Annotated in this window: 13 protein-coding genes; 3 read left to right on the top strand and 10 right to left on the bottom strand. The window is 59.8% G+C overall.

The window, feature by feature from the left end; all coding sequences use genetic code 11:
• The first annotated feature begins 9 nt into the window (after nucleotides 1-9).
• Together EI969_RS26220 and EI969_RS26215 are read left to right on the top strand one after the other, a co-directional pair.
• Nucleotides 10-1,614: a DUF2300 domain-containing protein gene (locus EI969_RS26220; RefSeq protein WP_178120838.1), complete on the top strand. Its 1,605-nt coding sequence runs from the start codon at nucleotides 10-12 to the stop codon at nucleotides 1,612-1,614.
• Between the two features lie 3 nt (nucleotides 1,615-1,617).
• Entirely contained in the window at nucleotides 1,618-2,430 is an 813-nt protein-coding gene (locus EI969_RS26215; protein ID WP_160390312.1) for a YfaP family protein, read from the top strand.
• On the opposite strand, the gene EI969_RS26210 is transcribed toward EI969_RS26215, so the two are convergent.
• Nucleotides 2,417-3,592, bottom strand: coding sequence for a diguanylate cyclase (locus tag EI969_RS26210; protein ID WP_160390311.1), 1,176 nt, complete (start codon nucleotides 3,590-3,592; stop codon nucleotides 2,417-2,419). The genes EI969_RS26215 and EI969_RS26210 overlap by 14 nt on opposite strands.
• 239 nt (nucleotides 3,593-3,831) lie before the next feature.
• On the opposite strand from EI969_RS26210, the gene EI969_RS26205 reads away from it, so the two are divergent.
• The gene (locus EI969_RS26205) at nucleotides 3,832-4,845 is read left to right on the top strand and encodes a PDDEXK nuclease domain-containing protein (RefSeq protein WP_160390310.1); all 1,014 of its coding nucleotides are present in this window, start codon (nucleotides 3,832-3,834) and stop codon (nucleotides 4,843-4,845) included.
• Nucleotides 4,846-5,147: 302 nt separating this feature from the next.
• Here EI969_RS26205 and EI969_RS26200 read toward each other — a convergent pair whose 3' ends face one another.
• The 9 genes from EI969_RS26200 to EI969_RS26160 form a co-directional block, all read right to left on the bottom strand.
• Nucleotides 5,148-5,894 (bottom strand): helix-turn-helix transcriptional regulator, encoded by a 747-nt coding sequence (locus EI969_RS26200; protein ID WP_160390309.1) that lies wholly within the window; start codon nucleotides 5,892-5,894, stop codon nucleotides 5,148-5,150.
• Nucleotides 5,895-6,122: 228 nt separating this feature from the next.
• Nucleotides 6,123-6,650, bottom strand: coding sequence for an inorganic diphosphatase (gene ppa, locus EI969_RS26195; protein WP_007894323.1), 528 nt, complete (start codon nucleotides 6,648-6,650; stop codon nucleotides 6,123-6,125).
• Between the two features lie 113 nt (nucleotides 6,651-6,763).
• Nucleotides 6,764-7,576 carry a zinc-dependent peptidase gene (locus tag EI969_RS26190; protein ID WP_160390308.1) on the bottom strand — a complete coding sequence of 271 codons (813 nt, stop codon included), beginning with the start codon at nucleotides 7,574-7,576 and terminating at the stop codon, nucleotides 6,764-6,766.
• A gap of 4 nt (nucleotides 7,577-7,580) precedes the next feature.
• On the bottom strand, nucleotides 7,581-8,237 hold the full coding sequence (locus EI969_RS26185) for a DedA family protein (protein WP_160390307.1): 657 nt from the start codon (nucleotides 8,235-8,237) through the stop codon (nucleotides 7,581-7,583).
• Between the two features lie 270 nt (nucleotides 8,238-8,507).
• Entirely contained in the window at nucleotides 8,508-8,969 is a 462-nt protein-coding gene (locus EI969_RS26180; RefSeq protein ID WP_007990572.1) for an N-acetyltransferase, read from the bottom strand.
• 114 nt (nucleotides 8,970-9,083) lie between these two features.
• Nucleotides 9,084-9,908, bottom strand: coding sequence for an ethanolamine ammonia-lyase subunit EutC (gene eutC, locus EI969_RS26175; protein WP_160390306.1), 825 nt, complete (start codon nucleotides 9,906-9,908; stop codon nucleotides 9,084-9,086).
• A gap of 8 nt (nucleotides 9,909-9,916) precedes the next feature.
• Nucleotides 9,917-11,311 (bottom strand): ethanolamine ammonia-lyase subunit EutB, encoded by a 1,395-nt coding sequence (locus EI969_RS26170; RefSeq protein WP_160390305.1) that lies wholly within the window; start codon nucleotides 11,309-11,311, stop codon nucleotides 9,917-9,919.
• A 95-nt stretch (nucleotides 11,312-11,406) separates the two neighbouring features.
• A complete protein-coding gene (eat, locus tag EI969_RS26165) occupies nucleotides 11,407-12,780 on the bottom strand; it encodes an ethanolamine permease (RefSeq protein ID WP_160390304.1) in 1,374 nt (457 codons plus the stop codon).
• A gap of 208 nt (nucleotides 12,781-12,988) precedes the next feature.
• Nucleotides 12,989-13,230: aldehyde dehydrogenase family protein (locus EI969_RS26160; RefSeq protein ID WP_160388081.1), on the bottom strand; the 242-nt coding region annotated here is incomplete at its 5' end.

Here is a 13,230-nt window from a genome sequence, read left to right as displayed (position 1 = left end):
AGGCTGCTGATGGGTTGGCTGCTGTGTTTGCTCCCTGCGCTGGCGACAGCGCAGGACGAGCCTTTGCGCCTTGCCTTCAAGGGCGATTTGTTGTCCCTGAGCCGAACGCAGGTGATCGCCCGCGAGCCGTTGCCGCAGACCTTGCAGACGCCGCTGGGCAGTGTGTGGAAGATATTCGTCTACGCCTGGCTGGTGGACACCGGCGCCCGAGAGCCGGCGTATGAATGTCGTGGCCAATCGAAGGAAGAGATGTATTGCTGCACGGCGGGCGGCAGGATCGAACGTGATCAGGCGTTGGTGAAGTCATGCGGTCTGTATTTCGAACCCACGCGACTGGGCATCAGTGATGGCGACTGGCGAGCCTATTGGCAGACGCGGCAGGCGCCGCCATGGTTGCTGGATTTGCCTTCGTTGCAACCGGCTACGCGGGTTTCGGTAGCAGAGCTGTTGAAGGTGCTGGCGGTGCTGCCGGCACAGGATCAAGCCCGGCGTGTGTTACTCGATGTGGTGCTCAATGCCGCCGACGGCCATGTCGTCGGCGAGCTCGGCAGCCGCCTGCGGGTGAAGACCTGGAGCTGGCTGGCGGATCAGGATGCAACATCGCGTCAGGGCGGGTTTGCCGGTTGGACGGCGGACGGTACACCGGTCTGGGCCGGCGGGCGTGGCACCAGTCAGCGGGTACTAAGTGATTACGCGCAAGCAATGTCGACGGTGCTTCCTGTTGCATGGCCTGTGGAGGCGGGGAGGTGCGTAGAAGTCGATCTGTTCTCGCGCTATCCGCTTCGGCGCGTGCTGTCAGGGGGCGCGGCGGTGACTTCCGGAGCATTGCAGGGTGACTATCGTGTTGAATTCGCCAACGGCAATGCGCTGGATATCCACAGCGACGGCGAACTGTTTCTGCTCAACGACAAGCTCGTCGCCCGGCTGGATCGCGAAGAATACGTCGCCCGGGTTCTCCAGCGCGAAGCCAGCGCCGAACCGGTCGAAGCCGCCAAAGCCCTGGCCGTGGCCATTCGTACATACCTGCTGCAAAACGCCACGCGCAGTGGCGATTGCCTGAGCATCGACGACAGCAGCAACCGTCAGCGCGTCGCACCGCGTCCGGCGTCACCCGGGGCTCGCGACATCGCCGCGTGGACCAGCGACCTGGTCTTGGCCGGCAGTACCGTGACCTACCATTCCGATCAACCCGGCCCGGACAAACTGTCCTGGCAGCAAGCCGTCGAGCAGGCCCGCGCCGGCCAGCGTTACGACGCCATCCTGCTGCACGCCTACCCGCGCGCCAGCCTCAGTCGCTGGGACAACCCGGTCGCGTCCTGCGAAGCGTTGCCCGCCGCACAAGACTGGCTGCACAAGCAACGGCGCGGCTGGCGCCCGCAGCTTGAAAGCGAAACCGGCTACAACGAAGTCAGCACCTTCGCCGTGTGCCGCCTGGCCTTCGGCCGCCCCTATGTCGACCGCGAACGCCAGCGCATCTATGTGCGCGGTGTGCTGACGCTGCAAGACCGCCTCGACCTGACCCACGAATACCTGCACCTGGCCTTCGAGGCACACCCCAACGGCCAGGATGAAACCTACATCGAAGGGCTCGCCCGCCACCTCTTGCTGGAATAGACCATGAAACTCCGTTATCCACAGGTCTTGCTGTTTTTCTGTTCGCTGATGGCGTTGCCATCGTTGATGGCGGCTGACAGCGTCAAACTCGACACCCCCGCAGGCGGCTGGCGCACCGGAGCATCCGAAGGTGAAGGGGAAAGTTTCCGGCAGGTCGTCAACTACCCGGCCTCGTCGGTGAATACTCCGGCAGGGCAGGCCAACACCGCTCGCATCAGTGGGCAGATCAAAGCCACGCCCAAATCCGCTGAGCCCGGTCGCTTGATCGTCAACGGCGTCAGCATGCCCCTGAAGATCGACCCAGCCGGCCGTTTCGATCGCCCGTTCTCATTCCCCAACGGCAGCAACAGCGTCGAAGTTCGCAGCCCGGATGGCCAACAACGTAAACGCACGCAGTTCCTCAACAGCAGCGGCGGCGCCACCCCGGCCAAATTGCGAGTATTGCTGGCGTGGGACAGCGACGGCACCGACCTCGACCTGCACCTGATCACTCCCGACGGTGCGCACATCTGGTACGGCGACCGCGTCGCCCCCAACGGCGCCGCGCTCGACGTCGACGTCACCACCGGCTATGGTCCGGAAATCTTCGCCATGCCCGCACCGATCAAGGGGCAGTATCTGGTTTATGTGAACTACTTCGGCGGTGGCTACAGCAGTGATGAAGAAGGGCAGGAAGACGCGGTCCAACCGCTGACCACCGCGCAGGTGACGGTGATTACCGAAGAAGGAACGCCGAGCGAGAAAATGGAGACGTTCCTGGTGCCGATGCGCGCGGTCGGGGAGTTGACGTTGGTGAAGTCGTTCAGTTATCCGTGAGGTTGAGGTACAACTTGCGCAGGGTTTGCACTCGATTGCGCCCGTGATCCTTGGCGCCATACAGGGCTTCATCGGCCTGTGAAAGCAGGCTCGAAAGGTCGTAGCCCGCCTCGCGGGTGGTGACGACGCCGATGCTGACACTGAGCATCCCCGGCTCCAGCATCGACAGCCGGGAAAACGCCTGGCGGATACGTTCGGCAACCTGAACCGCCTCCCGCTCATCCGCCCCTTTGAGCAGACAGGCAAACTCTTCTCCGCCGATGCGACCGAATACATCGTGATGGCGCAGATTGCCCGTCAGAATCTGGCTGAACGCGATCAGCGCCTGATCCCCCGCTGGATGGCCGAAGCTATCGTTCAAGCGCTTGAAGTGATCCAGGTCGCACAACAGCAGGGCGACAGACTCCGTTCGGCGTTGGCTATCCGCCAGCAAACGCTCCCCGTGGGACATGAAGGCGCGCCGGTTACCGATCCCGGTGAGCGAATCACAGAATGCCGCCGCCTTGAATTTGAGCTCGGTGCGCTCCTTGACCATGGCCAGCGTCACATAAGCAATGCCTATGACATAGAGCATGGATTCGAACAGCATGAAGGAGAAAAACCGCACACCCTCGCCGACGCCCGACAGGGCCTGATCCAGCGGCAAGCTCTTGTCGATCACACTGCGCACGAGATAGAAAGCGGTATGCAACAGGGTCAGAACCAGCGCGGGCATGTACGCGACATCAAGGCTCTGACGGTTGCGCCAGAACTCCGAGGCTGTCAGCACGCCATAGCCGGCCGCCAGAAGGGAATACACCACGACGCGCACAGGCATGGCGTCATAGAACGCCGGAATCAGGCAGAGGATCAGCCAGATGCCTGCGCCGGCAACGATTCCCGGCACCGACGGCGCGCGCCCGACCAGTACGCGCATGGCCGTCCAGTTCATTGCGGCGCTCAGCAACAGGGCCACGTTGCCGAAAATCAGCGGGACAAAGTCGACCCCGCGCCCACGCCAGCTGACCAGCACCACACCCAGGGCGGCGAGCAACATCATGGCACCCAGATAAGCCAGCGGACGCTCACGGGTTTCACGCCACCAGGCATGACAGGTCAACAAACCCATCAGAATAAAAACGAAGACCGAGACTACCAGCAGGGTCGGGATGTGCAGATCCATTGCGAAGGTTCCCGTTGAGCTTGAAAGCGAAGTCCGACCGACAGAGCTTCTTCCGGGGTAAGGGTAGCGGTCTTTGGACGGGGTGGATTTAGCATCGGCCATTTTGGCTTGGCAAGTGTTCTCTGGGCGAGATGGAGGCTTGTTCGCGTTGTTTCATGCAGAAATACATCGTGAATGTTCCTGCGCCGGTATCAGGAGTAGTTAAAAGGGCCCTGCAACCGACATGGAAATGCCCTGACGTGAATGATCTTCGTAGCGATACCTCTCTCGATTCTGCTTTCAACGAAATCACCCAACTGATTGTGACTGCGCGACAACGCGCCATGCAGGCGGTCAACACCGAACTGATCGAGTTGCACTGGCAGGTAGGGGCCTACATCAGTCGAAAAATTGAAGCAGCGGAGTGGGGGGATGGGGTGGTGGCTCGATTGGCCACTCACCTCGCTCGTACTCAGCCCGGACTGAGGGGCTTCACCCGGCCTAATTTGTTTCGTATGCGTCAATTTTTCGAAGCGTACAGGCATGACGTAAAAGTCTCAGCACTGCTGAGACAATTGCCTTGGACACACAACATGATCATTCTCAACCAGAGCAAACACCCGGAGGAGCGTGAGTTTTACCTGCGCATGGCAATCCAGGAAAAATGGTCGAGCCGCGAACTGGAGCGTCAGTTCAAGGCGGCTCTGTTTGAACGTTCAGTGGTCAGCCCGGCAAAAGTGTCAGCACCGCTGAGACAAATTCATCCCCAGGCCCTGGACGTGTTCAAGGATGCCTATGTGGTCGAGTTTCTGGCTCTGGAGCGTGGCCATGCAGAGATGGATTTGCATGGTGGCCTGCTGCACAAGCTCAGGGATTTTCTGATCGAACTGGGCAGGGACTTCTGCTTTGTGGGTTCGCAATATCCGTTGCAGGTAGGTGGGCGGGACTTTGCGCTGGATCTGTTGTTCTTCCACCGTGGGCTGAACTGCCTGGTGGCAATCGAACTCAAGGTCGGGCGCTTCGAGCCGGAATACCTGGGGAAGATGGATTTTTACCTTGAAGCGTTGGACCGCAATGTCCGCAAGACACACGAAAACCCGGCGCTCGGGGTATTGCTGTGCGCGAGCAAAGAGGACGAAATCGTCGAGTACGCCCTGAACCGATCACTGTCGCCTGCCTTGATCGCGGAGTACCACACTCAGTTGCCGGACAAGAAGCTGTTGCAAGCCAAGCTCCAGGAGTTTTATGCGCTGAATGCGCAAGAGGCTGAGTGATTTTTTGAATCACTTTCTTTGAGGCATTAAAAAGCCGGCTTGTGGCCGGCTTCTCGGGGACTGGCTTGGATCATTTTTGGTAAACCGCGCCAGCCTTCAAAACGTACACCCGGATCTTGCGTCCGGCTGTGGGACCTGGGGAGAAAATCATCTGCCAGGTCAGTGCGATCAGAGCCGCGAGGCGGGTTGATGCGCAAATGTGGGGCGCAGCATACGCAGGTTTGACGCAAATTCCCAGCGGGAAGTGCCGCGCAGAGCCGCTCGGCCACTCGGGTGGGTGGCCGACGGGCATTCTGGAACGCTTAAAGAAACGGTACCGCCGGCCGCCGTTTGTTCAGGGTCGACCACCAGAACACCCAGCCCAGTACCCTGATGTTCTGCTCTTCGATTTGTGCGGCCCTGAAGATTTCATCCGGGTACTCGGCGCGGTTGTGGCTGCGCAGGCGCAGGGAGTTGCCCGGTAGTCGGTGCAGGTACTTGATGCGCAGCATGCCGTCATGTTCGATGGCGTAGATCTCGCCATCGACAATCTGGGTCAGGCCACGGTCAATCGCCAGGGTCGAACCGTCTTCAATTTTCTCTCCCATGCTGTTGCCGCTCATGAGGGCACAAATGGCGTCAGCGTGGTTGATTTCCAGGGAGTCAAGGTGGCTGCGGGGCAGCCGGATGGATTGCTCGGCGTCTTGTATGACGTGGGTTTTGTTCGAGCCAGGGGCGGTGACAGCTTCCTTGTAGAGCGGCAGCTCTACGTCGACAGGCTCGATGACCGTGTAGATACCGCGGATGGTCTGGGCATCGAAGGTGTTGCCGGACTCGTCGAGCAGACGCAGGTGCTGGGCATCTTTCGAGCCTTCGCCGGTTTTCAGCCAGTTGCTGCTGACGGAGAGCTTTCTGGCGACCTCTTCCATGCAATGAGCGGGCACGCCGCGGGTGTACCAGTTATGTACATTTTGCGGAGCCGTATCCAGGAATTCGGCAAATCCGGTGGTCGTGATGCTCGCTGCTTCGAGGAGCGCCTTGAAGCGTGGGCCGCTAGTGTTCTTTTTCATGAACACGAGTCTACTGGCGGCTGGTAAGGGTTTGAATAAACGCCTCGTTCAAATTTCGAGGGAAATTTACGACGGGATGTAAGACGTTCCCGGGGAATTTTAAACGAGAAAAAACCGAGATTGAATTTGTTTAAACGGGATGTTTGGCGTGCGAATCAGGCGCCCACAAAAAACCCCGGATCAACCGGGGTTTTTCTTGCCGCTTGCAGCTAAAGGCTGCAGCCGGGCTTAGCCTTTGTAGGCCGCAACCGACTTGGTGATGGCGTCGCGAGCGGCGTCTGCGCCGGCCCAGCCTTCGATTTTCACCCATTTGCCTTTTTCGAGATCTTTGTAGTTCGCGAAGAAGTGCTCGATCTGCTGAATCAGCAGGGCTGGCAGGTCGGTGTATTCCTTCACATCGACGTACAGCTGGGACAGCTTGTCGTGTGGGACTGCGATGACTTTGGCATCGCCGCCGCCGTCGTCGGTCATGTTCAGGATGCCCACCGGACGGGCGCGGATCACCGAACCTGGAGCAACCGGGTAAGGGGTCACGACCAGCACGTCGAGGGGATCACCGTCATCAGCCAGGGTGTTCGGGATGTAACCGTAGTTGGCCGGGTAGAACATTGGGGTGGCCATGAAACGGTCAACGAACAGGCAATCGCTGTCTTTGTCGATTTCGTATTTGATCGGCGCGTGGTTGGCCGGAATCTCGATCGCGACGTAGATGTCGTTCGGCAGGTCTTTGCCAGCCGGAATCTTGCTGTAGCTCATTGGGCGTTGCCCCCGTTAGTTGACCAGAAACACTTGGCCGGATTGACCAAAAAGTGGCGGCGATTATAGGCATATTCCTGGGTCGACGCCATGTACCAGAAGTCGTATGGCGCTCACTGGTGTGCCTGATAGACAGGGTCATGCGCCTGAAGTTGCTTCAGCCTCGCCAGCGGGTCCTGGCGATAGAACAACTTCAACTGTTGATACACCTGTGGATAAGCTTCGTGCAGCAAATCCGGGGCACTGAAGAAGTATTCGCTGGTGACGGCGAAGAACTCGGCAGGGTTTTCGGCGGCATAGGGGTCGATGGCCGTTTCGGCATCGGGATTGCGTTCCAGTTGCCGGTCGAGGTCGTCGTAGGCCTCTTGCATGACGCTGGCCCAGTCACTGACGCGCATGTCCGGGTGCAACGGCGGCAGGCCGTTGGCGACGCCATTGAGCATGTCGAGTTTGTGCGCCAGTTCGTGGATCACCAGGTTATAGCCTTCCCAACCGCCACTGGCCATCACACCGGGCCAGGCAAGAATGATCGGGCCTTGTTGCCAGGCTTCACCGCTGTGTTCACCGTCCCATTCGTGCTCGACGCCGCTGGCATCGCGATGGCGCTGGGGGCTGAGGAAGTCGTCAGGGTAGAGAATGATTTCGTGGAAGCCCTGATACCAGTTCAGGTCGCCGAGGTTCAGCAACGGCAGTTGCGCCTGGGCAGCGAGCAGCAAGCGCTGCTCCTGATGCAGTTCGACGCCGGGCAGGGCGGTCAGGTGTTTGTCTTCAAGGAACAGTACGCAGGCTTCGCGCAGCCATTGGTCTTCGGCTGCACTGATGCCATCGAGAAAGCTCAGGTGATGGCGCACCCGTTGCCACATGTCATCGGCAATCGGGTGCTTTGCCAGGGTGCGCTGGCGACGCCAGGCGCTCAGAGACCACATCGTGTCAGCGCGATTCGGCTTTTGAGCTTGAACCGCCCAGGCGGCCACGCACCATGCCAATGATCATCGGCACCAGCGAGAGCAGGATGATGCCCACGATCAGCAGCGACAGGTTCTTCTTGATGAACGGCACATTGCCGAAGAAATAACCAAGCGTCACCAGGCCGCCGACCCACAGGATGGTACCCAGCACACTGAAGGCAAAGAAGCGCGGGTAGGGCATTTTCCCCACACCGGCGACGAAGGGCGCAAAGGTACGGATGATGGGCAGGAAGCGCGCCAGGGTCACGGTTTTGCCGCCATGCTTGTCGTAGAAGTCGTGGGTTTGTTGCAGGTAGTCGCGGCGGAAGATCTTCGAGTTCGGATTGCTGAACAGTTTTTCACCCGCCGTTCGTCCGATGATGTAGTTGGTACTGTCGCCCAGAATCGCCGCCAGCATCAGCAGGCCGCCGAGCAGTACCGGGTCCATGCCGCCACCGGCCGCCACGGCGCCGGCGATGAACAGCAGGGAATCGCCCGGCAGGAAGGGCATGACCACAAGGCCCGTTTCACAAAAGATGACCATGAACAGAATGGCGTAGATCCATGCCCCGTAGTTGGCTACAAGCATGTCGAGGTACACGTCCAGATGCAGGACGATGTCGATCGGGTTGAAATCCATGGATAGCACCTGTGGTGACGGCCCGACTCGGCAGGCCTGTGCGGATGACTTCGCGTAAGACTACGGATAGGGGTAGTTTTTCTTACAAGCCGGGAATATCGGGATTATACGAGGCGAGTGGTGAAAATCGCGTCGAGATTGTAGCGGGGAATGTCATCGCAGGGCTGATGTTTGATAACGATCAGGTGGGAGCGAGCCTGCTCGCGATGCCGTTGCCTCGTTGGACCAGTGTAATCCAGTCGATGCCATCGCGAGCAGGGTGCAGGTGATTCAGAGTTCGTCGCTGATCGGCAGCACGTAGTTCTTGAATTCGGTATCTTCCTTGAATCCGATGGACTCGTAGGTTTTCTGCGCGACTTCATTGTTGCTGCTGGTGGAAACACGCATGCGTACGGCATTGGTTTCCTTGGCCATTTTTTTCGCGGTACGGATCAGGTTGTCGGCGACCAACTGGCGGCGCGCGTCTTCGGCGACATAAATGTCGTTGAGGATCCAAACGCGCTTGAGGGACAACGAGGAGAAGCTCGGGTACAGCTGGCAAAAACCCATCAGTTTGTTGCTGTCGTCATCGGACAGCGCCAGGTAGATCACCGACTCCTTGCGACGCAGGCGTTTTTCGAGGAACGCTCGCGACGAGTCCGGATACGGCAGGGAGCCATAAAACTCGCGATATTTGACGAACAACGGGGTCAGCAGGTCCAGGTGTTCGAGGGTCGCTTGAATAATCCGCATGGTAGGTCTCGTCTTCAAGTGGCTGTCTTGCATCTCTGACGGCGATGGGAAACCCTTGGCGGCCGTGCAACGATCCTGCCTGAAACTGGTACGAATGTGCAATGCGGAAGCGGTTCAGGCCTTCGGCGGGTCGAGCAGGAAATTGCTTTTCATGTCGGTTCCTGCGTCCGACTCCAATGTCTGAACCTGCGCTTCGTCCTTCAGATTGACCCCTGACAACTGCCGCCGGCAGGCTTCGCGCATCAAGTACAGCAGGCGGTGCGCCGCCATGCCGTAACTCAAGCCTTCGAGCCGCACGTTGGAGATGCAATTACGGTAAGCATCCGTAAGACCGACCTTGGGATTGTAGGTGAAATATAACCCCAGGCTGTCCGGGGAGCTGAGGCCGGGGCGTTCGCCGATGAGGATCACGGTCATTTTTGCACCCAGCAACTCACCGATTTCATCAGCGACCGCCACGCGCCCCTGTTCCACCAGTATCACCGGCGCTACCGTCCAGCCTTCGGCTGCAATCTGTTCATCCAGGCGTGCCAAAAAGGGCAGTGTATGGCGATGAACGGCCAATGCCGACAGTCCGTCGGCGATGACGATCACCAGGTCGACCCCGCCAGGGTGTGCCGAAGTGTATTCGCGCAGGGTCTTTGTCGACGCCTCACTCAACTTTCGCCCCAGGTCCGGGCGTTGCAGGTAGCTGTTGCGGTCGATCGCCGCGCTGTGCAGCAGAAGGCTTTCGCGCCCGCGCTCGGTCAGTTGTGAACCGAGTGCTGCATGATCGAACGGCAGGTGCACCGCATCCCGCGCCTGGGCGTGGGCGTATTGGAAGTCCAGTTGGGCGCGCGTGGGAATGCTGGTGCCGGTTCGGCCCAGGGCAATTCGCGCCGGTGTCAGTCGCCGTAGTTCCAGCCATGGGTTGTGCGGATCGAAGGGTAATTTATCCATGTCGTGACTCATCCCAATTGCGCCAGGGCCTGTCGAAAGGCCGGTGGCAGGCTGTCGCCGAAGAGAACCCGGCCGTCCGATTGAGTGAAGATGCCCATTTTCGCCAGCCACTGCTCGAACTCCGGCGCGGGCTTCAGCCCCAGTGTTTGCCTGGCGTAGAGCGCATCATGGAACGAGGTGGTCTGGTAGTTGAGCATGATGTCGTCGGAACCCGGGATGCCCATGATGAAGTTGATCCCGGCGACGCCCAGCAAGGTCAGCAGGGTGTCCATATCGTCCTGGTCGGCTTCGGCATGGTTGGTGTAACAGATGTCGCAACCCATGGGCACACCGAGCAATTTGCCGCAGAAGTGGTCTTCCAGGCCGGCACGGATGATCTGCTTGCCGTTGTACAGGTATTCCGGGCCGATGAAGCCGACGACGGTGTTGACCAGGAACGGGTTGAAATGACGCGCAACGGCATAGGCGCGTGTTTCGCAGGTTTGTTGATCGACGCCATGGTGGGCGTTGGCCGACAGGGCGCTGCCCTGGCCGGTTTCGAAATACATGAGGTTGCGGCCCAGCGTGCCGCGATTCAGGCTCAAACCGGCCTCATGGCCTTCCTTCAAGAGACTCAGGTTGATGCCGAAACTGGCATTGGCCGCTTCGGTGCCGGCGATCGACTGGAACACCAGGTCCAGCGGTACGCCGCGATTGACCGCTTCGATCGACGTGGTGACATGGGTCAGTACGCAAGCCTGGGTCGGAATCTCGTAGCGCTGGATGATCGCGTCGAGCATTTCCAGCATGGCGCAGATCGAGGCGATGCTGTCGGTGGCCGGGTTGATGCCGATCATGGCGTCGCCATTGCCATGCAGCAGGCCGTCGAGAATGCTCGCGGCGATGCCGGCCGGTTCGTCGGTGGGGTGATTCGGTTGCAGGCGGGTGGACAGTCGACCGCGCAGGCCCAGGGTGCCGCGAAACTGCGTGACCACGCGGATTTTCTGCGCCACCAGTACCAGGTCCTGCACGCGCATGATCTTCGAGACCGCGGCAACCATTTCCGGCGTCAGGCCGGGTGCGAGGGCGCGCAGGACCTGTTCGTCGGCGGCATCGCTGAGCAGCCAGTCACGAAAGCCGCCGACGGTGAGATGGCTGACGACCGCGAAGGCTTGTTTGTCGTGGGTATCGATGATCAGCCGGGTGACTTCATCGGATTCGTAGGGAATCAGTGCTTCCTGCAGGAAGTGGCTCAGCGGAGTGTCGGCCAACGCCATCTGTGCGGCCACCCGCTCGCCATCGTTGAGCGCGGCGACGCCAGCCAGGAAATCGCCGGAGCGCGCCGGACTGGCCTTGGCCATCACTTCCTTGAGGTTGTCGAAGCGGTAAGTCTGGGCGCCGACGGTATGGGCGAATGCGGCCATGGGGCGGTGTCCTCCTGTTATGTTCAAGTCTTCAATTCACGACTGCGTGCACCTTGATTAGGCAGGCACCGGCAAAAATCCCGGTGCCGGTGCATCTAGATACCTTCGAGCATAGCGTCCGCCGGTGCCTCGGACCGTTGCTTGGCGGTCAACTGGAAGTACAGGTAACCGGCAACCATGAAGCCGAGGAAAACCAGGCCGATCACGGTGTTGAACCACGCCATCGCCACCAGGCACACCACCGCCAGAAACAGCGCGATCCCCGGTACGATCGGATAACCGGGTGCGCGGAAGGTGCGTTCCAGGTTCGGTTCGGTTTTACGCAACTTGAACAGGCTCAGCATACTGATGATGTACATCACGATGGCACCGAATACCGACATGGTGATCATCGCCGCCGTCAGGGTCATGCCTTGCAGATTGACCAGGCCATCGCTGTAGATGGCTGCAATGCCGATCACGCCACCCGCCAGGATCGCCCGGTGCGGCGTCTGGAAACGCGAGAGTTTGGCCAGGCCCTTTGGCAGGTAACCAGCGCGAGCCAGGGCGAAAAACTGCCGTGAGTAACCAAGAATGATCCCGTGGAAACTTGCCACCAGGCCGAACAGGCCGATCCATACCAGCATGTGCATCCAGGTCGAATTATTGCCAACCACGGCTTTCATCGCCTGGGGCAGTGGATCGTTGATGTTCGAGAGTTGACGCCAGTCTCCGACGCCGCCCGCCATGACCATCACGCCGATGGCCAGGAACACCAGGGTCAGAATGCCGCTGACGTAGGCCCTGGGGATGGTGCGTTTCGGATCCTTGGCTTCTTCGGCGGCCATGGCAGCGCCTTCGATGGCGAGGAAGAACCAGATCGCAAAGGGAATGGCGGCAAAAATGCCGGGAATCGAGGCCATCGTGAACTCATTGGCGCCCGACCAGCCATTGAGCACGAAGTTGCTGAAGCTGAAGCCTGGCGCGACCACTCCCATGAACACCAGCAGTTCTGCGACCGCCAGCACGGTGACGACCAACTCGAAGGTGGCCGCGATGCTGACGCCGAGGATGTTCAGACCCATGAACACGAAATAGGCGCCAACGGCGGCGATCTTCGGGTCCAGTTCCGGGTATTGCACGTTGAGGTAGGCGCCGATGGCCATGGCGATGGCCGGCGGTGCGAAAACGAATTCGATCAGGGTGGCGATGCCGGCGATCAATCCGCCTTTTTCACCAAAGGCCCGGCGGCTGTAGGCAAACGGCCCGCCAGCGTGGGGAATCGCCGTCGTCAGTTCGGTGAAGCTGAAAATGAAGCAGGTGTACATCGTCGCCACCATCAGCGCGGTGACGAGAAAACCCAGCGTGCCTGCGGTGCCCCAGCCGTAACTCCAGCCGAAGTACTCGCCGGAAATCACCAGGCCGACGGCAATGCCCCATAAATGCAGGGTGCCGAGTGTGGGTTTGAGCTGTGTGGAAGAAGTAGTCATAAGTCCTCTCTATTTTTTATTGTTCGATCTTTTGGACTTTCGGGTACGACGGGTTGGGGTAAATGCCGAATGACGGGTACGCAAGGCCCGTGCCAGAGCGGCCAGCCTTTGGTGTTGTGTCATATAGGGCGCCATCGCCAGCAAGCCGGCTCCTACAGGTTTACGCGGTCTGTAGGAGCCGGCTTGCTGGCGAATAGCCGTTACGCGATTAGAAGAAGCCCAGCGGATTGATGTCGTAGCTCACCAGCAGGTTTTTGGTCTGCTGATAGTGGTCGAGCATCATTTTGTGGGTTTCACGGCCGACGCCGGACTTCTTGTAGCCGCCGAACGCGGCGTGCGCCGGGTACAGGTGGTAGCAGTTGGTCCACACGCGACCGGCCTTGATGGCGCGGCCCATGCGGTAGGCGCGGTTGATGTCGCGGGTCCAGAGGCCGGCGCCGAGGCCGAACT

Source organism: Pseudomonas sp. PB101, assembly GCF_009764265.1.
GTDB lineage: Bacteria > Pseudomonadota > Gammaproteobacteria > Pseudomonadales > Pseudomonadaceae > Aquipseudomonas.
The sequence above is the reverse complement of the archived record's forward strand: the minus strand, read 5'-3'. Positions and strand labels throughout refer to the sequence as shown.

Coding starts and splice junctions, on each gene's coding strand:
- EI969_RS26190 (WP_160390308.1), bottom strand. CDS start 7,576: ATGTGGTCTCTGAGCGCCTGGCGTCGCCAGCGCACCCTGGCAAAGCAC.
- EI969_RS26215 (WP_160390312.1), top strand. CDS start 1,618: ATGAAACTCCGTTATCCACAGGTCTTGCTGTTTTTCTGTTCGCTGATG.
- EI969_RS26220 (WP_178120838.1), top strand. CDS start 10: ATGGGTTGGCTGCTGTGTTTGCTCCCTGCGCTGGCGACAGCGCAGGAC.
- ppa (WP_007894323.1), bottom strand. CDS start 6,650: ATGAGCTACAGCAAGATTCCGGCTGGCAAAGACCTGCCGAACGACATC.
- EI969_RS26210 (WP_160390311.1), bottom strand. CDS start 3,592: ATGGATCTGCACATCCCGACCCTGCTGGTAGTCTCGGTCTTCGTTTTT.
- EI969_RS26200 (WP_160390309.1), bottom strand. CDS start 5,894: ATGAAAAAGAACACTAGCGGCCCACGCTTCAAGGCGCTCCTCGAAGCA.
- EI969_RS26170 (WP_160390305.1), bottom strand. CDS start 11,311: ATGGCCGCATTCGCCCATACCGTCGGCGCCCAGACTTACCGCTTCGAC.
- eutC (WP_160390306.1), bottom strand. CDS start 9,908: ATGGATAAATTACCCTTCGATCCGCACAACCCATGGCTGGAACTACGG.
- EI969_RS26180 (WP_007990572.1), bottom strand. CDS start 8,969: ATGCGGATTATTCAAGCGACCCTCGAACACCTGGACCTGCTGACCCCG.
- EI969_RS26185 (WP_160390307.1), bottom strand. CDS start 8,237: ATGGATTTCAACCCGATCGACATCGTCCTGCATCTGGACGTGTACCTC.
- eat (WP_160390304.1), bottom strand. CDS start 12,780: ATGACTACTTCTTCCACACAGCTCAAACCCACACTCGGCACCCTGCAT.